Raw genomic sequence first — 16,643 nt, forward strand, 5'->3', positions numbered from 1 at the left:
CAGAGCCCTGCCCGTCGGGGTTTCCGGTTTAAAAGCCTGCGAGGCGTTACGCAGAATTTTTATTCATCCGCTTAAGAGCATCGCCAATAGCTGTCATCATTCCGCGTTATGCTAAAATGTCGCTTCTTTCGGCTTACAACCAATCGGACAATGATGATGACGGGACTTTCCGGCAAACATATTGTGCTCGGTATCAGCGGTGGTATCGCTGCCTATAAAGCACCAGAACTGGTACGTCGCTTACGTGAAAGAGGCGCAGAAGTCCGCGTGGTCATGACACAAGCGGCGAAATCCTTTGTGACCCCCCTGAGCCTGCAGGCCGTTTCTGGCTATCCGGTCTCTGATGACCTGCTTGATCCTGCTGCCGAAGCGGCAATGGGGCATATCGAGTTGGGCAAATGGGCTGACTTAGTTCTGATTGCTCCCGCCACGGCTGATTTACTGGCACGAATGAACGCAGGTATGGCGAATGACCTGCTGACGACTGTCTGTCTGGCAACCGCCGCGCCCGTCGCTGTTCTGCCGGCTATGAACCAGCAAATGTATCGCGCTGCCGTCACTCAGGAGAACCTGGAAAAACTGGCCGCACGTGGCACGTTAATCTGGGGCCCCGACAGCGGAAGCCAGGCCTGTGGCGATATCGGCCCTGGCCGGATGCTCGATCCGCTGGTGATAGTCGATTTAGCCAATACCCATTTTTCTGCACATAAAGATCTGGCGCATCTGAATATTATGGTGACTGCAGGCCCGACCCGAGAACCTCTGGATCCGGTGCGTTTCATCAGCAATCACAGTTCCGGGAAAATGGGGTTTGCGATTGCCAAAGCCGCCGCTGAACGCGGTGCGCAGGTCACGCTGATAGCCGGACCGGTCGTGCAACCGACACCTCTGAACGTTCGCCGGATTGATGTAGAAAGTGCGCTGGAGATGGAGAAAGCAGTGCAAGCTTTTGCAGCCTCCCAGCAAATTTTTATTTCCTGCGCTGCCGTGGCCGATTACCGCGCTGAAATCATTGCTGATGAGAAAATCAAAAAGCAAGGCGATGAAATCACTGTAAAAATGGTGAAAAACCCCGACATTGTCGCGGGCGTCGCTGCCATGACGGAAAACCGTCCCTACGTCGTGGGGTTTGCCGCTGAAACCCAGAATGTGGAAGAATACGCGCGGCAAAAAAGGATCCGCAAGAATCTGGATCTGATTTGCGCCAACGACGTTTCACTTGCCGGACATGGTTTCAATACTGATACCAATGCCTTGCATCTTTTTTGGCAGGACGGGGATAAAATCTTACCGCTCAGCGATAAGTCCCTGCTTGGTCAACGTTTATTAGAAGAGATTGTCAGCCGTTATGATGAAAAAAATCGACATTAAAATTCTCGACCCGCGCATCGGTTCGACTTTCCCTTTACCTGCCTACGCAACGCCGGGATCCGCAGGTCTGGATTTGCGCGCCTGTCTGGACGCGTCGGTAGAACTGAAACCGGGCGAAACGACGTTGCTGCCAACAGGTCTTGCTATCCATATCGGTGATGCAAATCTGGCGGCGGTTATCCTGCCACGTTCAGGTTTAGGCCATAAACACGGCGTCGTTCTGGGCAACCTGGTCGGTCTTATCGATTCCGATTATCAGGGTCAGCTGATGGTTTCCGTCTGGAATCGTGGTCAGACTACATTTGTTATCGAACCGGGCGAGCGCATTGCTCAGATGGTATTTGTGCCTGTCGTTCAGGCAGAATTCAATCTGGTGGAAGATTTTGACGCCAGTGAACGCGGCGAAGGTGGTTTCGGCCATTCAGGTCGCCAATAAGAACCTGTTCAGCACCGCAGATTTTGACGCGATATTGAACAGATCCTTATCACTATCAGACCGTAACAACACCAAGGGAACGAAATAAGCCGCAGGATCACAGCGATTCATGCGGCAGTTGTGCGGTTTCTCCATGATTTTAGCCGTTTTTTAGCAAGGGTCTATTCAGACATGGCAGAGAAAGAAACGACAAAAAGGAACCGGCGTGAAGAGATTTTGCAGGCGTTAGCGCAAATGCTTCAGTCCAGCGATGGCAGCCAGCGGATCACCACCGCGAAACTCGCCGCCAGCGTAGGCGTTTCAGAAGCAGCTCTTTACCGTCATTTTCCCAGTAAGACGCGGATGTTTGACAGCTTAATCGAGTTTATCGAAGACAGTCTGATTACGCGTATCAATCTCATCCTGCAGGATGAAAAAGATACATTGAACAGAATCCGTCTGATTTTGCTGCTGATTTTAGGTTTTGCCGAACGCAATCCGGGGCTCACCCGCATTATGACCGGTCACGCACTGATGTTCGAACAGGATCGCCTGCAGGGTCGCATCAACCAGCTTTTTGAGCGAATTGAAGCGCAGTTGCGTCAGGTTTTACGGGAAAAGAAAATGCGTGAAGGCAGCGGGTTTATCAGTGATGAAACCCTGCTTGCCAGCCAGTTACTGGCATTTTGCGAAGGGATGCTTTCGCGGTTTGTGCGTTCAGAATTCAAGTATCGTCCGACTCAGGACTTTGATACACGCTGGCCACTGATTTCTGCTCAGCTGCAATAACGTCATTTTCCAGCACAGGTTACAGATGCAAAAAAGGGCCGAAAGGCCCTTTTGTTTTTGGTCCTACGGCTGGATCATTTTTCCATGTTCATCCAGCATCGTAGTCAGCAAGGCCGTACCGTCTTGCCCTACCCGAAATGCACCATAACGCGCGCTGGCGAAACGCCCACCGTGACCTTCCTGGAAAAAGTAAGCATTCGTTCCCACCGTCAGCATTCCGGCATTCATATGATACTTCACCCGTAACTCCCCTGGCTTCAGCGGCTCGCCGCTATCAAACCTCGCCTGAGTGACCTGCCGCTGCTCATTGACTGTCACAATAATTTTGCCACTGACTGGCAGGCAAGGCGTCTGTGGAACCGAATCACACACCTGACGTTGCCGGGATAACTCCTGCTGCAAAGCCTGCGTTATGGCATAACTGAGAGCCATATAATCCCCCTGCATGAGAGAACGCGGATCAACCGGTGCAAGCGGCAATATCATCACCGCCCCCTGTTTAAGTATCTGTTCTTTTTGCCAGATACCGGCATTCACGGCGATCAGCGCCAGCAGTATCACTAATCCCGCCAGCCATTTTCTCAAATTAGTGGTTTGCATACGCTTCCTCCTTCCGCGCCGGTATCAGTTTTTTGGCGGCAAATGCCAGCGCAAGCAGCGCCACGCCAGTGACAAACATCAGAAGGGATTTCTGCAATAAACTGACACCGAGGAAGTAATACCAGTCAATAACATAAAGCGCGAGGAAACAGCCGCTGGCGGCCAAAACCCCCTGACTTCCCTGATAACGCGCCATCAGTAATAACCACAGGCCCAGGCCGATTCCCGGTGCATAATAAGCAGCGAAACCGCACAACAAAGCAGCAACCAGAAGCAGCGGCGCTGATGACGTCTTTTTCACCACCGTCTGATACAAACACCCGATGATTAAACCTGCGGCAATACCTGCGCCGGTTCCCGTCGAAAGCGTGAAATACCCTGCTGGCCGCCAGAAAAAATCAAAGAGAAGTGAGGAATTAATACCGGAAAAACACTGCAATATCAGGCCGGACGGGATCCCCCAGAGGAGAGGGGAAACAGCCTCAGCGCCTGCAGTGGCTGTTAAGTTAATTTGTTCCCTGATAATCCACAGCCAGAAAATCACAATGACAGCAATCAGCGCTGAAACCACACAAAAACTGGCGACTGGCGGTAAATACATCCCGGCCAGCAAATTGCCGGAAAGTATCAGCAAAAAAGTCGCCGCTGTTACCGCCATAAAGCGGAATGTACGATCTGCCATCGCCAGCGCCATCACTGCGAGAACCGGCAATGAACAAAGTGAGCCCACCAGAAAATACATATCCCAACTGGCTTCAAAGAGCATACAGAAGCCAAAGCACAGGCCACAGGTTGCCGCTATCGCCCATGCCAGCCCGATATGATGTTTGCTCACACCCTGCGCGCGAAGAAATCCGCCCGCGACCAAGGCAAGGATCAGCGAAGGGATAATCACAGTGGCAGCATTAGGGTCATTGAGCAGGCCGGCAACATAGAGCACCAGTATCAGCAGGAACAGAATGATCATGGCCGCCACCCAGCCACCGACACCCAGCGTCAGCCGCAGATACCAGGGGAGATGAGAGGAGTGATCGTATTGCTGAATCTCTTCAATTTGCGTCTGATTAAGCAAATTATGTCGGCGTAACTGTTCGGTCAGCAATGCCACTTTCGTGAAGGAAACCTCGACCGGCTGGTTCTCATAGAGTTTACGCCGCCAGTGGAGCATCAAAGCGCCACATCCCGCCAGCCATAGAGCCATCAGACAGCCCAGCATAAACAGCCCCCCCACATCGTAAGAACTGTCGAACATCTGCATGATCAACACGCACCCGATGGCCGCTCCACTGGCCGTCCCCAGCGTCAGCATACACAGGTCAGGATGGCGGTAGCGGTAGAAGAAGTAGCCCGCCAGTAAAACGAGCAGCCATAACGCCGTCGCAAAGTGATGAGGGGGACCGTAACGCCAGCTGGATACATTTCCGGCAACGATGGAAGTCAGCATTAACAGGAGAAAACCGGCCATCACACGGGAGAACCAGCGACTGGCGAGCCACGACTGAGGATTGTGTTTAATTGCCCGCAGGGCAAGCACTTCACGCGTAACCAGACACAACACCTGCACAATCAAGTAACTATAAAGTGCGGTGGAGGGAAAATAGTCGAGACCATCAAATATCGCGTTGTCCATCAGGGACATAGACACCGTGACGTAATAGAGCTGAAAGGTAAGATTGGCAAGCAACCAGGAGCAGAACCACAAACTGTTCTGTCGGGCGATGAGGGCTAAAGGCAGGAAAACAAACAGCCAGGCTCTGAACAACTCCCAGCTGTCGGCCCCCGTCTGATAAATCTGCCCATAGAGGGCAAACAGCGCGCCAAAACTGAGAGCGGCCGCCAGTAAGGCACTACGCGCAAGTCCGTCATACCAGCGCCACCAGACCACGACGGTAAGCGCAACGACCAACAACTCTGCCAGCGCAAACTTTGCCATCTTAGGCATATCTGCCCAGTTCCAGGCGACAAAAAAGACGGCAGCCGCGACCAGCGATAACAATCCCAGCAGCGAGAGTAACGGCACCAGAAATCTTCGCCATTGCGGAAAATCAGGCCGGACACCGCAGAAATCATAAATACGCTGGCATTCTGCGGGTGTCAGGCTTTTGCCTTTAACCAGCCGCTCCGTCTGGCCACAGAGAAACTCTGCTGCCCGCGAAGGCATCCATTGTTTGCTGCCTGCTTCAGTTTGTGTCATGACATCCCTGCCTTATAAAGTTTTACCCGAGATTAAACGCCATACTCCTGCCGGTAAGCCCGCACAGCAGCCAGATGGTCAGCCATTTCCGCTTTTTCTTCCAGATACTCAATCAGGTCGGCCAGCGTAATAATTGAAATCACTTTGCAATGATAGTCCCGTTCAACTTCCTGAATCGCAGAGATATCCGCGCGGCCACGTTCCTGACGATCCAGAGAAATCAGAACGCCCGCTAGCGTTGCATTGTGAGCATTGATGATTTCCATGGACTCACGGATAGCTGTACCGGCGGTAATCACATCATCAACCAGCATGACGCGGCCCTGAAGAGGGCTGCCCACCAATAAACCACCTTCACCGTGATCTTTGGCTTCTTTGCGGTTGAAACAATACGGCACATCGCGTTCATGATGCTCAGCCAGCGCGACGGCAGTGGTGGTTGCAATCGGAATCCCTTTATAGGCCGGGCCGAAAACTAAATCGAAATCAATTTTTGAATCCATCAATGCTTCAGCGTAAAAACGTCCCAGTAACGCCAAATCACGGCCAGTGTTAAACAAACCGGCATTGAAGAAGTAAGGACTTATGCGCCCGGACTTCAGGGTAAACTCGCCGAATTTCAAAACCTGTTTGTTCAGTGCAAACTCAATAAACTGGCGCTGATAGGCTTTCATTGATGGTCTCCTCGATAATGTCTTATATCTGCAATTGTCAGCCCGCAGGCCATAAAAAAGGCGACTTCTCAGTGACCTACACAACCCCGCCGCAACGGGGTTATTTGTTTTAAAACAGCCACTTAATCCATCGCACTAGGTTCAGTTAGTGCTAATTAGTGCTAGTTGATGGACACTATATGGACATCCCTGCAATCGGATTTAACGCAACTGCATCCTGTAAAAAATCGGGAGCGAAGTGCGCATATGTCATAGTTTGCTGTATGGTCGCGTGCCCTAGTATCCGTTGAAGCGTAATAATATTCCCTCCGTTCATCATAAAATGCGTGGCGAACGTATGGCGTAAGACATGGACAGCCTGCCCCATAGGCAAATCGGGTTTCATTGCTTTCAACGTGGTGCGAACCCTAACATAATCCGGGCGAAGCAATATTCCTGTTTTATCTCCTTTGACCAATGCTTCCAGGTCAGAGGAAATCGGGACAGTTCGACGTTTGCCGTTCTTCGTCTTCATGAACATAACTTTTCCCTGAATTATGTGTATGCCCTTGAGATTGGCAACCTCTCCCCAGCGGCCTCCCGTAGCTAAACATAACAACGCGGTCTTGCGATCATCTCCATCAAGTAACCCAAGGAAGGTATCTATTTCGCTGGCGGTCAAAAATGACATTTCTGATTCACCCTCTTTGAATGCCTTAATACCCCGAATAGGATGCTCGCTGTGATATTCGCCGGCCTCAATCAGCTTGGTAAACATGCCGCTCATAATAGCCAGGTGCCGGTTAACACTTGAAGCCTTCAACCCGTGGTTTAGCATGTGTACCCGATAGTCTTTAACCGCTTTCATGGTCAACTGGTCAGCCCGCTGCAAATCTAGCTCTTTCATCGTCTTGATGATGGCAGTTAAACGCTCCTTCTCTTTCTCACCACGAACGTGATGCTTGCCGTGCTGTATCCACCAAACATCCAACAGGTCAGTCAGCTTTCGCCGGTCTGCCGGTTTTTCTAGCCATTCTTTATTGTGATAGTTAACCAGGATGTGGCGTTCGTAAATTTGCGCCTCGCCCTTAGTATTAAATTTCCGCCGAATCCGTTTTCCCTCGGAACCTTGCGGCCTAACGTCCACTTCATAACGACCATCGTCGAGTTTCTTAATTGACATAAGAAGACCCTCCAATGAATTCATCATCTTGGTAACAAATGGTGAAAATGAATATTTTATAAATGCTTAACCAGACTTCTTCACGGATTGGGACAAGATTGTTTGCTCGTGCCCATTAAGAGAGAGAACCGGAGCAATTTGCCCGGCCGCTGGGTCCACCTCGTCATACATGAACCAACTTTGGTATTTCCTAAATCGGGGGTGTTTGAAAATTTTAGCCCCAACCTCAAATGACATTTTCATTCGACCAGATTCGTAGTTAGACAAACTACTATAAGGAATATCAAGTAGTTGACTCATCTCACGCCGATTCATCCTTTCAGATTCACGAATAAGCGCTAACTTCTCATGACTATCGTATGTTGACATTGTTATTAGCATCCTATAATTTTATCGCATTACTAACACCCAATTGAAATTTAACTAGCGCCAATTAGTGCTAGTTAGAAAATCGGGTACCAGTCTGGAGGATAGCAGAATGCAAGATGATGAAAAAATTCTAGAGGTTGAACCTACTGATAACGATGTTTTGCCTACTCGCAAGGTTGACACCATCAAACTGTCGACAACCCCTTCTGACCTGCTGTCAAAAGAAGGTTTCGCGTTGTATGTCGGCAAGACACCCAACGCAGTGGTTTGCATGGCGAAAGCCGGAAAGTTGCCATCGTTTTATATGGTTGATCCATTGAAACCAGGCGGCAACGCAGAACTATGGATTAACCGCAAAGAATGGGACAAGTACGCGGCCCAGTTGGTAGAAACTGCCCCAGCGGAATGGCATGGGTGGAAAGACCGCTTATCTGCGGGCAAGCCCAGAAACAGGAAATCTGCCGCATGAATCACTCAATAGATAGGCTGAGCAATCATTCATCTGATTATCGCGGCTTCATCATCACCCGCCGCCCGAAGACGGTTATCAGCAAGATTGCCCGCTACGAAGTGAAGCACGGCGAACAATCTTTCGGATTATTCGACGCGCAGGCCCAGGCGACTGGGTACATAGACCAACTTCATAATCAGAAGGGGATAGCGGCATGAAGACACCATTTTTGGCCGCGGCTAACAAAGTGCTAGGCATGTACGAACGCCGCCAGTTAGTTGCGACCGCAAAAGCACCGGCACACTCCGAAAGTGAAATCTATTGGGCCTGTGAAAAGCTGCGTGATATCGCCGGGGCCGCCGCTTATGCAGGCAGCGCCGAAGCCGTCAAATTGAGCGCCGCCGCCGAACTGTGGAGTAAAACTCACAAAATACCTGAACCGTTTACCGTTATTTTCGACGAGGCAGAATAATGCAAACTATCCAGTGTCCATCCCTGGCTAATATGCTGACCCACGGCCAGCAAGTTACGCACCGCGCTCACCAGCGTGGATGGATTGAAACCCCGGACGGTCGTTTCTTCCAGCCAAAAGCCACAGACGTGCAATTTGTTAATGGTCGCCGCCTTCCCTTCATGTCCCGCCCACGAAATAAACGTCGCTGGTTCGCCCGGTTGATGGGTATTTTCGCGTAGTTAATTGGTAGGGGGATTTATGCAGGCTTCAAATAATCAGCATGTTGCACCGTTACCGTTTAAAGATTTTCAGATAACGGCCCGCAAGCTTTTTAAACGTCATGAAAATATCGCGCTGCGCCGGTTCAATACGGGCAGTGATGATTTTAAATTCGTTGTGTTGACGTTATCGAATCGCCGCACACCCAAACTATTTACCCCGTCTGATATCGGAAAGCCTTTCGAAGATTTCAGCGAGTACCAGCGGGAAATGATAATAGACGCAATGAACAGCCTGTCGAAATGGGGCCATTCACTGCCTAATTACATATCGGCATCTGACCGAATTCTAGACATTTAAACCAACCGAACTTTGAACAGGCGCTAACGCGTCGGGCTTTCTGCATCCCAAAATCAGTATAAGGAACTAAATAATGACGACGTCAAAACAGGCTAAATTAAGCATCACCCTTAAATCTGTTGAGCTGATAAAAGAACTTTCACTAGGGCTAGCTCCTGTTGGTTGTTTCGCTGTTAGAAACCTTTGTAATGAAATAAGCCGCACCCTTATTAATCAGGCGGGCGAAATTGACGCACTAACCGCCAAAGTTCAAAGCCTGTCTACAGCCGCCAACAGCTACGAAGTGCATTGGGATTCGCTGATTTTCGCGATCATGGGCGCTGACGGTACCGCTGACATTATTGACGCTGCCGACGCAGAGCGAATAACTGCCGCAGCAATCGCCGCAGTTAAGAAATTAGCATCCGAGCGTGACGAAAATCGACGCATGGCCGAAGCATTCCAGACTGTTGCAGGGTGCAGGCTAACGCGTATTCCTGTTCACCATGAGTTGAAAATAGCTCCTGAGTTTTTTAAGGCCATCATTTGCGGCCAGAAAAAATCTGAAATCCGTATAAATAACCGTGACTTTGATGTTAACGACCGGCTTATTTTAAAGGAATGGGATAACGACAAATACACCGGTTGGCAACATGAAGTTGTTATCACTCATATCACTAATTTAGATTTCCTCCTTCCTAGTAATTCCGAGCGCGAACAATCAAAACCGTGGGTTTCACTTTCCCTCTCTGAAATATGCGGATTAGAGCCAGAATGTATCCAGCGTTATTTGAACAGCTGCCGCATGAGCAAGGCGAAGGGTGCCCAATGACAACTATCGCATGGGATGGATATGTTTTAGCGGCGGATACCCAGGCAACCGCGGGCGGTATTATTTGTTCACTCAAAGAGCGGAAAATATTTTGCCCTAGCATCAGTGAGAAATGGCATATCGGGGGCGACAACGTGGTCGCGCTGGGGTGCTCTGGCGAGTGCGGCGCAGAATATGAACTGATAGGTCACCTGGATACGGGTCTTAGCTATTCGTCTGAATTTGTTCCTACCGTTGAGTTTTCGGCTTTGGCGATAGTTGCGCGTGGGAAGGCGTATCTAATCATCAAAAATGCGGGGGATAAGACAGCCTCAATATCCTTACTTCGTGATCCATACGCATTAGGCTCCGGCAGCACGATTGCCCAAACGGCGATGCACTGCGGGGAAAGTGCTTTCGACGCCGTTCGCATTGCCATTGAAATGGATGTCTACAGCGGCGGAAAAATTGACAGTTTCGATGCCTCTCAATAAATCCAACCGGGGCCGAAAGGCCCCCACTCCACCACCAGCATACCCCGGCAACGCTGACACGTTCGCTGGAGTTTACTCATGGAATGATCCTTTAAAAGCGATTGGCGTCGACAAGGTACCTGCGCCGCTTGTTGCCGCTGTGCCTGTGGAACAGCATCCCGCCGTTGTTGCTCACCTCAAACGCCTGGACAAACAAGGCATCGTTGAGGCTGACGAAATCAGCACGGTATTGCGCGACCTGCTTCAAGCCCGCGCAGCTGCCGAACGCAGCATCTATGAACGCGCCCATGCGACGTGGTCAGAATCCCCCGAAGGCGTTGAAGCCCGGTTCCATGAGCAACCGTTTTTTATCCGCGCCCCGTTTGAGAAAAAAATAGCCTGGCTTCGCGAAAATCGCGGGACTAAGCACACCAATGCGTTTTTGATGGGCACCGTTAAGAATGCATTGTTGCGCCTGGATGCCGTGCGTAAATACCACGGCGTTAGCACCGGCCACGATTCCGAATTCATCGCGTATTACCGCCCGTCATATTGCCACCTGGCTGAGTTCTCCAAATCCCGCGTCAAAACGCTGGGTAACGAAATCGCCGGGCGTCTGAATGAAATGTTCACGACGGCCATAGACGAACGCGGCGGGAACGCTGCCGCCCTGCCTGACGCCGAACTGTTATTTATTTATCGCCATATGGCCGTGGAGGTTCACGCGCTGCGCGTGCGGCCACCGTTCTGGAAGGTCATTAGCCCGTTATTCAATCCGGTAGAATTCCCACCTGAACCGCTCGACCGTGCGGTTTTCGTGTCAGCACTGTATCGGATGATTACCCCTGATTGGTGGGAGCGCCAATTGTGGCGGCTGCGTGGTGACTGGCGGGAAAACCAACTCCGCGCTATCGGCAACGTCCATAAACGGGCCACGCCCTACATCAGCCGCGACGCCCTGGCCGACTGGCTGGAACAGCGCCGGAAGAACCGCGAATTCTTCAAATCTCACGAACTGGCCGACGAAGAAGGGAACCGCGTTTCCCTGGAATCAATGGTTGACGCCAGCATCAGCAATCCGGCAATTCGCCGTCACGAACTTATGGCCCGCATGAAGGGCATAGAGTTTGTCGCCCAATCGCGTGGCGACGTCGGCGTTTTCTATACCATCACTTGCCCGTCGAAGTACCACGCCACGAACGCCAGCGGCCACGCTAACCCGAAGTGGAACCACAGCGACGTAAAGCAGGCGCAAAAATACCTTACTAACCTTTGGGAACGCATCGGCTCAAAGCTGGGCCGGGAAGGCTTGCGGGTTTATGGTTTCCGCGTGGCCGAGCCACACCACGACGAAACGCCGCATTGGCATCTGTTGCTGTTTATGCGCCCGGAAGAACGCAACGCGATCACCAGTATCATGCGGGCTTACGCGGTCAAAGAAGACCGCGCCGAGCTGGGCAAACGTACCAGCGCCCGTTTTACGGCCAAACGCTTAGACCCGAAGAAAGGCAGCGCGACCGCCTACATTGCAAAATACATTTCGAAGAATATCGACGGCTACGCCCTGGACGGCGAAAAAGACCATGAAACTGGCAAGCCGCTGAAAGAAACCGCACGCCTGGCAATGGCCTGGGCATCCCGTCACCGCATCCGCCAGTACCAGCCTATCGGCACACCACCTGTCACGGTCTGGCGGGAACTGCGCAAACTGAATAACGCGCTGCAAGCTGAACTGATTAAGACGCGCGGGTACAAGCGCGGCCAGCGCCTTTTATCTGATCCGGAAATGGACGCGGTAATGGCGGCGGCGGATGCCGGTTGTTTTGCTACCTACATCATGAAACAGGGCGGCGTACTCATTCCCCGCGAAAGCTACATTGTGCGCCTGGCTTACCACGACGCTGACAAGCCGAACGCTTACGGGGAAATCGTGGAAAAGATTTTCGGCATCTTCTCGCCGCGTCTGGGGGATGATTCCCGCGTTTGCACCCGTCTTAAAACATGGACGATTGTCGCCAAACTCAAGACGCCACAGGCCGAAGACATGCGCGAAACCCCGGAGGTTTTGACCTTACCGGACGGCCCCGCCGTCCCTTGGAGTTCTGTCAATAACTCTACGGCAGAGGAAAATTTAAACGAAAATGCCGGAGTTGATGACAGTATTGTCGGGGGTGTTGGCATAGATTTTGACCAAATGGACGACAAAGAACGCCGGGGACTTTTGCGAAGGCTGAGAAACCCACCGGTTACCCCAAAAACGCCTCAAGATTCCTTACCCGATAACACACCGGCGCCCCAGGCGCGGAATACTCACGCCCAAAATACAGCGTTGCGGCTTATCGATTTTGCAGAAACAGCCGGAATTATCCTTGATATGCCTGCGGCCATATCGCTGGCCCTGGGTGCTGAATGGATTATCGACGGGTGTCGGTACATCGGCACGGCGGACGGCACCTTGTTTGCCGTGGGTCGGGCGCCTGAGCGTTGCGAGGGATTAATACGGGAGGAGAGAACCAGAAGATTACAAAGCTTTATCAAAGAAAAACAGATGATTGTTAAGAAACTAGCTTGATGGGCCATTTACGGCCATAAATTTGGGGTGCCAAAATGACAAAAGCAGATATTCAATTTTTATTTGATGCTGAAATGGAACGCCGCCGCATGGTGGATATAGCTGTGCGGGCTGATTGCTTTACCTATAGTTACCAGGCAGCAAAGGCAGTGTTTCAAAATTTTAATAATAACCATCCAATATTTTATGAAAATGGCACAGTAGACATTTTCCCGGATATAACCTTGCTTCATAGAATTTCGGCATTGAAGACATTCAAAGAAAAGGAAAAAACCCATATCCATCTTTCTTCAAAAATAGCAATTTTTGGCTTAGGTCACTGGGGGGCAAAACGTTTTATGCGCATTAAGTTTTAAGCACGCTGCTCACCCCATAACGAAAAACCCCGCCTTGATAGCGGGTTTTTTTGTTTAAACAGCCTGCCCATTTAGCAGGTTAAGCGCGAACTGCCGTTCGTCCGGTTTCAGCTGGTCAATCAGGAATTTCACCAGCTTGTTGCCGGTCAGCCCGCTGGGACTCAGTGAGTGCGAGAATGTCGCGTTAAAAACAAACGTATGGCCGCACTCCACTTCTGAACAGGCGCAGTACAAATCCGCCAGTTTTTTGTCCTTCCAGTCTGATTTACGAATGATTGCCGGTGATCCACACTCCGGGCAATTAATTTTAAAAATGCGCATATTTACAACCCCGCACGCCAGTGCCAACAATTGGGCTGATTTTAGCTTATCCGCGCTCATTTTTCGCCCTTATCCGGGGCAATTACAGGAATTTCAACGTCAAAATTCAGGTGCAACCGTGGAGGAATTTCCCGGTCTGTGTTGATACCGTTCATAAATTTACGTTGTAACGGGATCACCTCGTCTTTGCGGTAGGTACTGCGAGCCGTTTCCGGGTTCCCCATGACCGCGCCGTTGGTCGGGATGATACCAGCCAGGCCAGATGGGAACCGGTGGGCGGTTAAAATATCCTGGGCGGTGATGCTCTTTATGTTCGCAAATTCATCTTTTGCGGCTACCTCACCAACAGGTATCAACTTGACCCCTTCCGGGTCGCCCTTCGGGATGTTGATAAACATATTGCGGAAATTGCCCAGTCCTTTGGACTGCTCAATCTTGGTTTTAATTTCGGCTTCCACTTCCCCGGTAATGTTCGGGTCATTGGCATACAGGATAAAGCCCATGTGTGCGCCGTTGTTGTAATAACGACGCCTGAAAATGGTCGCTTCACTGTTTAACAACACCGAATGAATGCCGCCGATATAGTCCGGCAAACCGTAAACTTGTTGGCGCGGGTCATACATTTTGAAAAACACTACATCGCGCGAGTCATAAATCAGCGGCGGCCCCTCCTGCAACACGGCAAAAGCCCCGTCCTTTCTGCAACGTAGGTACAGCGACGGCAGCGGCATCAAGTCGATAACCTCCCCGAAAACATTACGAATTTTGAGAATCCCCACATCCCCGAATGTTAGATAGTCGAACGCCATTTGCTCGACCTGGTCACCGCTCAACCCGCCGCCCAGGTAGCCACCGGCCACCATGTTGCGCCGGGCGTACAACACACCGCCGTGCTGGCCGTTCAGATTTGGCAGCTGTGCCAGGGCCAGGCGGTCAATGGGTAAACTCCAATGGTCGTGGGTGTTGTCATACCAGATATTCAGGTAATCCGTACCCGTCGTCAAAATGGGTTCGGGTTCACCGAAGGTGATCACGCTCCCCTGACCAGCCATTGATGAAAACGCTTTCGGTCGCGCAGCTGCGGCGCGGTGATGTTTTTTTTGCTTACGCTGTTTCGTTGTCATGCTGCTTGTCCAAAGGCCCAGGTTGACGGGCGGTCAAATTCGTAGTCGATAGGTTCATTAATCACGGCGTGAGAAATGGCGAAGAAAACGTCCGCGTGGCCGGTGGCGTCCGAGCGTTCGGCGACGAACGTCAGCGCGTTGCCGCTGGCCGTCGTGGTTCGGCGTATTGCCATAAAGCTGGCCGGTATTTCGGCCCGCTCTTTATTGGTTTCGTCCTGGGCATCCTTCGCCCATTCGATGCGCTTACGTTCCACCACGTCTATCATCTTCATCACCAGGCGATTTTTACTTTCCACACTGTATAAAATCGCGTTGGCTTCGCGCGGCGCGAACTTGGTCACCAGGTCATAAACGCCTTTCCCGATGCCGGTCGTGTCGATACCGATATAGGTAATATTGAACCGCCGCATTAGTCCTTTTATCTGCTCGGCCTGCCAGCTGAAATTAAGCCCCTGCCATTGGTATATGGCGAGAACGCGGAAGCGCTCGCCCTCAAAAATCGGCGGGGCCACTATCACAAAGGTGGAATTGTCCCCCGACCGCGACGGGTCGAAACCGGCCCACACTTCCCGGTTACCAAATGGCCGGGCGGCGGTCGGGTCATAATCGCCCCAGGTTCCCGCGTCCACCTCGCAGGCCACCAGGGCCGCCAGTTTGAAAACGGCGTCTTTGCTGTCCACGAACTGGCACATGTAAAGCATGGCGAAGGCAGTCGGGTTGTACTTGTTGCGAAGTCGCTCGATATCGACCAGGGCGGCGAGTCCGCCTTCGATAGCGTCTTCCATCGTGATGATGTAACGCCAGATTTCATCCGGGCAGCGGATGCCCGCTTCACGCAATGCCTTCTCTTTGGGGAAGACTTTTCCTTTACGTGTCGGGTCGTCCTCGCTCCACGCTTCCCCCGTCCACACGGTATACGCCTGGTGGGTCTTCGCGCTGGGTGTCGAAAAATAGGTCGTGCGAAATTTGTTGTGCGTCGCCATTGCTGACGCCACTTCATGCAGGCGGGTGAATTTCGGGATCCAAAACACTTCATCACCATACAGGTGACCGTTAAAGCCCTGGGCCGTGCTGGCATTGGTCGACAGGAACCGCAGAATCGCGCCGTTGCTGAGACGGATATTTTTCCCGGTCAGCGTGACGCCGAAATGTTGCTGCGCAATCTGGACGATGTATTCGCGGAAAATTTCCGACTGTGCCCGGGAGGCTGAGAAAAAGACCTGATTGTCGCCGCTGATAACGGCATCTTCGAACGCTTCCCAGGCAAAATAGTAAGTCATGCCAACCTGACGGCTTTTGAGGATAAACCGCCAGTCTTCATCCTTATGGTCACGGCAATGCAGCTGATAGTCGAACAGGTGTTCGCGCGCCCAGTCGTCGAGCATTTCCGCCGTGATGCCGGACACGTCATTTTTTTTGTATTTACGTTTGCGACCTTCTCCGGGTTCGGCGCCGTCGAAGCCGTCACCTCCATAGCTCACCACGCTTTTAGCCTTAATCTCGGCCATCTTTTCGGCGTGCTTATTATGCTGGGCCATCAGTTTGACGTGCTGGGCGACCAGGTCGCGGAGTTCTTCCAGTTCCAGGGAGGTTTTTTTCTCCCGGCGCGTCAGCTGGTCAATGCGCCGGGCGATCACATGTTCGACGGAATCCACAGGCAACAGGGATGCCCACTGGCCGACGTCCGCCCAATGGTAAACCGTTCGCGGCGGGAGGTTTAATTCCTGCGCAATGTCTTTGGGCTGCCAGCGTTTAATATATAACGCGCGGGCCGCCTCTTTTATTTCATCTGAATATTTAGCCATGCGGCTATTATGACGGGAGATAACAAAGCCATTTATCATTAAATATCGGCAATAGTCGGCTAATACCTAATATCCGAATGCACCCGAAATAAAGCGGGTGCGCGTTATTCCTCAATTCGTAATACTGCCTTCCACAGAATACCG

At 51.6% G+C, this 16,643-nt stretch carries 19 protein-coding genes; 12 read left to right on the top strand and 7 right to left on the bottom strand.

Translation table 11 applies throughout. From position 1 onward, the window contains the following. Positions 1-153: 153 nt before the first annotated feature. The 3 genes from coaBC (at position 154) to slmA (ending at position 2,575) form a co-directional block, all read left to right on the top strand. Entirely contained in the window at positions 154-1,371 is a 1,218-nt protein-coding gene (coaBC, locus tag J8X26_RS03155) for a bifunctional phosphopantothenoylcysteine decarboxylase/phosphopantothenate--cysteine ligase CoaBC (protein WP_165062052.1), read from the top strand. Then, positions 1,349-1,807, top strand: coding sequence for a dUTP diphosphatase (gene dut / locus J8X26_RS03160; RefSeq protein WP_013577627.1), 459 nt, complete (start codon positions 1,349-1,351; stop codon positions 1,805-1,807). The genes coaBC and dut overlap by 23 nt, the downstream gene beginning before the upstream one ends. A gap of 171 nt (positions 1,808-1,978) precedes the next feature. Further along, a complete protein-coding gene (gene slmA, locus J8X26_RS03165; RefSeq protein WP_152324977.1) occupies positions 1,979-2,575 on the top strand; it encodes a nucleoid occlusion factor SlmA in 597 nt (198 codons plus the stop codon). A 63-nt stretch (positions 2,576-2,638) separates the two neighbouring features. Here slmA and J8X26_RS03170 read toward each other — a convergent pair whose 3' ends face one another. The 4 genes from J8X26_RS03170 to J8X26_RS03185 all read right to left on the bottom strand — a co-directional run bounded on the left by J8X26_RS03170 (position 2,639) and on the right by J8X26_RS03185 (position 7,205). Then, a complete protein-coding gene (locus tag J8X26_RS03170; protein WP_208950133.1) occupies positions 2,639-3,175 on the bottom strand; it encodes a GDYXXLXY domain-containing protein in 537 nt (178 codons plus the stop codon). Then, positions 3,162-5,369 (bottom strand): DUF2157 domain-containing protein, encoded by a 2,208-nt coding sequence (locus J8X26_RS03175; protein ID WP_208950134.1) that lies wholly within the window; start codon positions 5,367-5,369, stop codon positions 3,162-3,164. Before J8X26_RS03175 ends, J8X26_RS03170 begins: the two co-directional genes overlap by 14 nt. Positions 5,370-5,401: 32 nt before the next feature. Further along, on the bottom strand, positions 5,402-6,043 hold the full coding sequence (gene pyrE / locus J8X26_RS03180; protein ID WP_152324973.1) for an orotate phosphoribosyltransferase: 642 nt from the start codon (positions 6,041-6,043) through the stop codon (positions 5,402-5,404). Between the two features lie 175 nt (positions 6,044-6,218). Next, positions 6,219-7,205 carry a tyrosine-type recombinase/integrase gene (locus tag J8X26_RS03185; protein WP_208950135.1) on the bottom strand — a complete coding sequence of 329 codons (987 nt, stop codon included), beginning with the start codon at positions 7,203-7,205 and terminating at the stop codon, positions 6,219-6,221. 478 nt (positions 7,206-7,683) lie between these two features. Between J8X26_RS03185 and J8X26_RS03190 the strand changes: the two genes are divergently transcribed. The 9 genes from J8X26_RS03190 (at position 7,684) to J8X26_RS03230 (ending at position 13,249) form a co-directional block, all read left to right on the top strand. Further along, positions 7,684-8,043 carry a Cox family DNA-binding protein gene (locus tag J8X26_RS03190; protein ID WP_208950136.1) on the top strand — a complete coding sequence of 120 codons (360 nt, stop codon included), beginning with the start codon at positions 7,684-7,686 and terminating at the stop codon, positions 8,041-8,043. Continuing rightward, positions 8,040-8,243, top strand: coding sequence for a hypothetical protein (locus J8X26_RS03195; protein ID WP_208950137.1), 204 nt, complete (start codon positions 8,040-8,042; stop codon positions 8,241-8,243). The genes J8X26_RS03190 and J8X26_RS03195 overlap by 4 nt, the downstream gene beginning before the upstream one ends. Then, positions 8,240-8,497, top strand: a complete 258-nt coding sequence (locus J8X26_RS03200; protein ID WP_208950138.1) for a hypothetical protein — start codon at positions 8,240-8,242, stop codon at positions 8,495-8,497. Before J8X26_RS03195 ends, J8X26_RS03200 begins: the two co-directional genes overlap by 4 nt. Next, positions 8,497-8,718: a phage filamentation protein Fil family protein gene (locus J8X26_RS03205; protein WP_208950139.1), complete on the top strand. Its 222-nt coding sequence runs from the start codon at positions 8,497-8,499 to the stop codon at positions 8,716-8,718. Before J8X26_RS03200 ends, J8X26_RS03205 begins: the two co-directional genes overlap by 1 nt. A gap of 19 nt (positions 8,719-8,737) precedes the next feature. Continuing rightward, positions 8,738-9,058: a hypothetical protein gene (locus J8X26_RS03210; protein WP_244370299.1), complete on the top strand. Its 321-nt coding sequence runs from the start codon at positions 8,738-8,740 to the stop codon at positions 9,056-9,058. Positions 9,059-9,131: 73 nt separating this feature from the next. After that, positions 9,132-9,869: a DUF3850 domain-containing protein gene (locus tag J8X26_RS03215; protein WP_208950140.1), complete on the top strand. Its 738-nt coding sequence runs from the start codon at positions 9,132-9,134 to the stop codon at positions 9,867-9,869. Then, the gene (locus J8X26_RS03220; protein WP_208950141.1) at positions 9,866-10,342 is read left to right on the top strand and encodes a hypothetical protein; all 477 of its coding nucleotides are present in this window, start codon (positions 9,866-9,868) and stop codon (positions 10,340-10,342) included. The genes J8X26_RS03215 and J8X26_RS03220 overlap by 4 nt, the downstream gene beginning before the upstream one ends. A 145-nt stretch (positions 10,343-10,487) precedes the next feature. After that, on the top strand, positions 10,488-12,893 hold the full coding sequence (locus tag J8X26_RS03225) for a replication endonuclease (protein WP_307803311.1): 2,406 nt from the start codon (positions 10,488-10,490) through the stop codon (positions 12,891-12,893). Between the two features lie 35 nt (positions 12,894-12,928). Continuing rightward, entirely contained in the window at positions 12,929-13,249 is a 321-nt protein-coding gene (locus J8X26_RS03230) for a hypothetical protein (RefSeq protein ID WP_208950142.1), read from the top strand. 54 nt (positions 13,250-13,303) lie between these two features. On the opposite strand, the gene J8X26_RS03235 is transcribed toward J8X26_RS03230, so the two are convergent. Genes J8X26_RS03235 through J8X26_RS03245 form a run of 3 tightly spaced genes read right to left on the bottom strand, consistent with a single transcriptional unit; the run spans position 13,304 to position 16,499 of the window. Further along, complete coding sequence (locus tag J8X26_RS03235; protein ID WP_208950143.1) at positions 13,304-13,570, bottom strand: ogr/Delta-like zinc finger family protein; 267 nt, start codon at positions 13,568-13,570, stop codon at positions 13,304-13,306. 56 nt (positions 13,571-13,626) lie between these two features. Next, entirely contained in the window at positions 13,627-14,694 is a 1,068-nt protein-coding gene (locus J8X26_RS03240) for a phage portal protein (RefSeq protein WP_208950144.1), read from the bottom strand. Next, the gene (locus J8X26_RS03245; RefSeq protein WP_208950145.1) at positions 14,691-16,499 is read right to left on the bottom strand and encodes a terminase large subunit domain-containing protein; all 1,809 of its coding nucleotides are present in this window, start codon (positions 16,497-16,499) and stop codon (positions 14,691-14,693) included. The genes J8X26_RS03240 and J8X26_RS03245 overlap by 4 nt, the downstream gene beginning before the upstream one ends. Positions 16,500-16,643: the final 144 nt, after the last annotated feature.

Source organism: Rahnella sp. ChDrAdgB13, from assembly GCF_017655185.1.
GTDB lineage: Bacteria > Pseudomonadota > Gammaproteobacteria > Enterobacterales > Enterobacteriaceae > Rahnella > Rahnella contaminans.

Excerpts from the sequence above, each read along its gene's own strand:
- coaBC (WP_165062052.1), top strand. The coding sequence starts at position 154 with ATGATGACGGGACTTTCCGGCAAACATATTGTGCTCGGTATCAGCGGT.
- dut (WP_013577627.1), top strand. The coding sequence starts at position 1,349 with ATGATGAAAAAAATCGACATTAAAATTCTCGACCCGCGCATCGGTTCG.
- slmA (WP_152324977.1), top strand. The coding sequence starts at position 1,979 with ATGGCAGAGAAAGAAACGACAAAAAGGAACCGGCGTGAAGAGATTTTG.
- J8X26_RS03170 (WP_208950133.1), bottom strand. The coding sequence starts at position 3,175 with ATGCAAACCACTAATTTGAGAAAATGGCTGGCGGGATTAGTGATACTG.
- J8X26_RS03175 (WP_208950134.1), bottom strand. The coding sequence starts at position 5,369 with ATGACACAAACTGAAGCAGGCAGCAAACAATGGATGCCTTCGCGGGCA.
- pyrE (WP_152324973.1), bottom strand. The coding sequence starts at position 6,043 with ATGAAAGCCTATCAGCGCCAGTTTATTGAGTTTGCACTGAACAAACAG.
- J8X26_RS03185 (WP_208950135.1), bottom strand. The coding sequence starts at position 7,205 with ATGTCAATTAAGAAACTCGACGATGGTCGTTATGAAGTGGACGTTAGG.
- J8X26_RS03190 (WP_208950136.1), top strand. The coding sequence starts at position 7,684 with ATGCAAGATGATGAAAAAATTCTAGAGGTTGAACCTACTGATAACGAT.
- J8X26_RS03195 (WP_208950137.1), top strand. The coding sequence starts at position 8,040 with ATGAATCACTCAATAGATAGGCTGAGCAATCATTCATCTGATTATCGC.
- J8X26_RS03200 (WP_208950138.1), top strand. The coding sequence starts at position 8,240 with ATGAAGACACCATTTTTGGCCGCGGCTAACAAAGTGCTAGGCATGTAC.
- J8X26_RS03205 (WP_208950139.1), top strand. The coding sequence starts at position 8,497 with ATGCAAACTATCCAGTGTCCATCCCTGGCTAATATGCTGACCCACGGC.
- J8X26_RS03210 (WP_244370299.1), top strand. The coding sequence starts at position 8,738 with ATGCAGGCTTCAAATAATCAGCATGTTGCACCGTTACCGTTTAAAGAT.
- J8X26_RS03215 (WP_208950140.1), top strand. The coding sequence starts at position 9,132 with ATGACGACGTCAAAACAGGCTAAATTAAGCATCACCCTTAAATCTGTT.
- J8X26_RS03220 (WP_208950141.1), top strand. The coding sequence starts at position 9,866 with ATGACAACTATCGCATGGGATGGATATGTTTTAGCGGCGGATACCCAG.
- J8X26_RS03230 (WP_208950142.1), top strand. The coding sequence starts at position 12,929 with ATGACAAAAGCAGATATTCAATTTTTATTTGATGCTGAAATGGAACGC.
- J8X26_RS03235 (WP_208950143.1), bottom strand. The coding sequence starts at position 13,570 with ATGCGCATTTTTAAAATTAATTGCCCGGAGTGTGGATCACCGGCAATC.
- J8X26_RS03240 (WP_208950144.1), bottom strand. The coding sequence starts at position 14,694 with ATGACAACGAAACAGCGTAAGCAAAAAAAACATCACCGCGCCGCAGCT.
- J8X26_RS03245 (WP_208950145.1), bottom strand. The coding sequence starts at position 16,499 with ATGGCTAAATATTCAGATGAAATAAAAGAGGCGGCCCGCGCGTTATAT.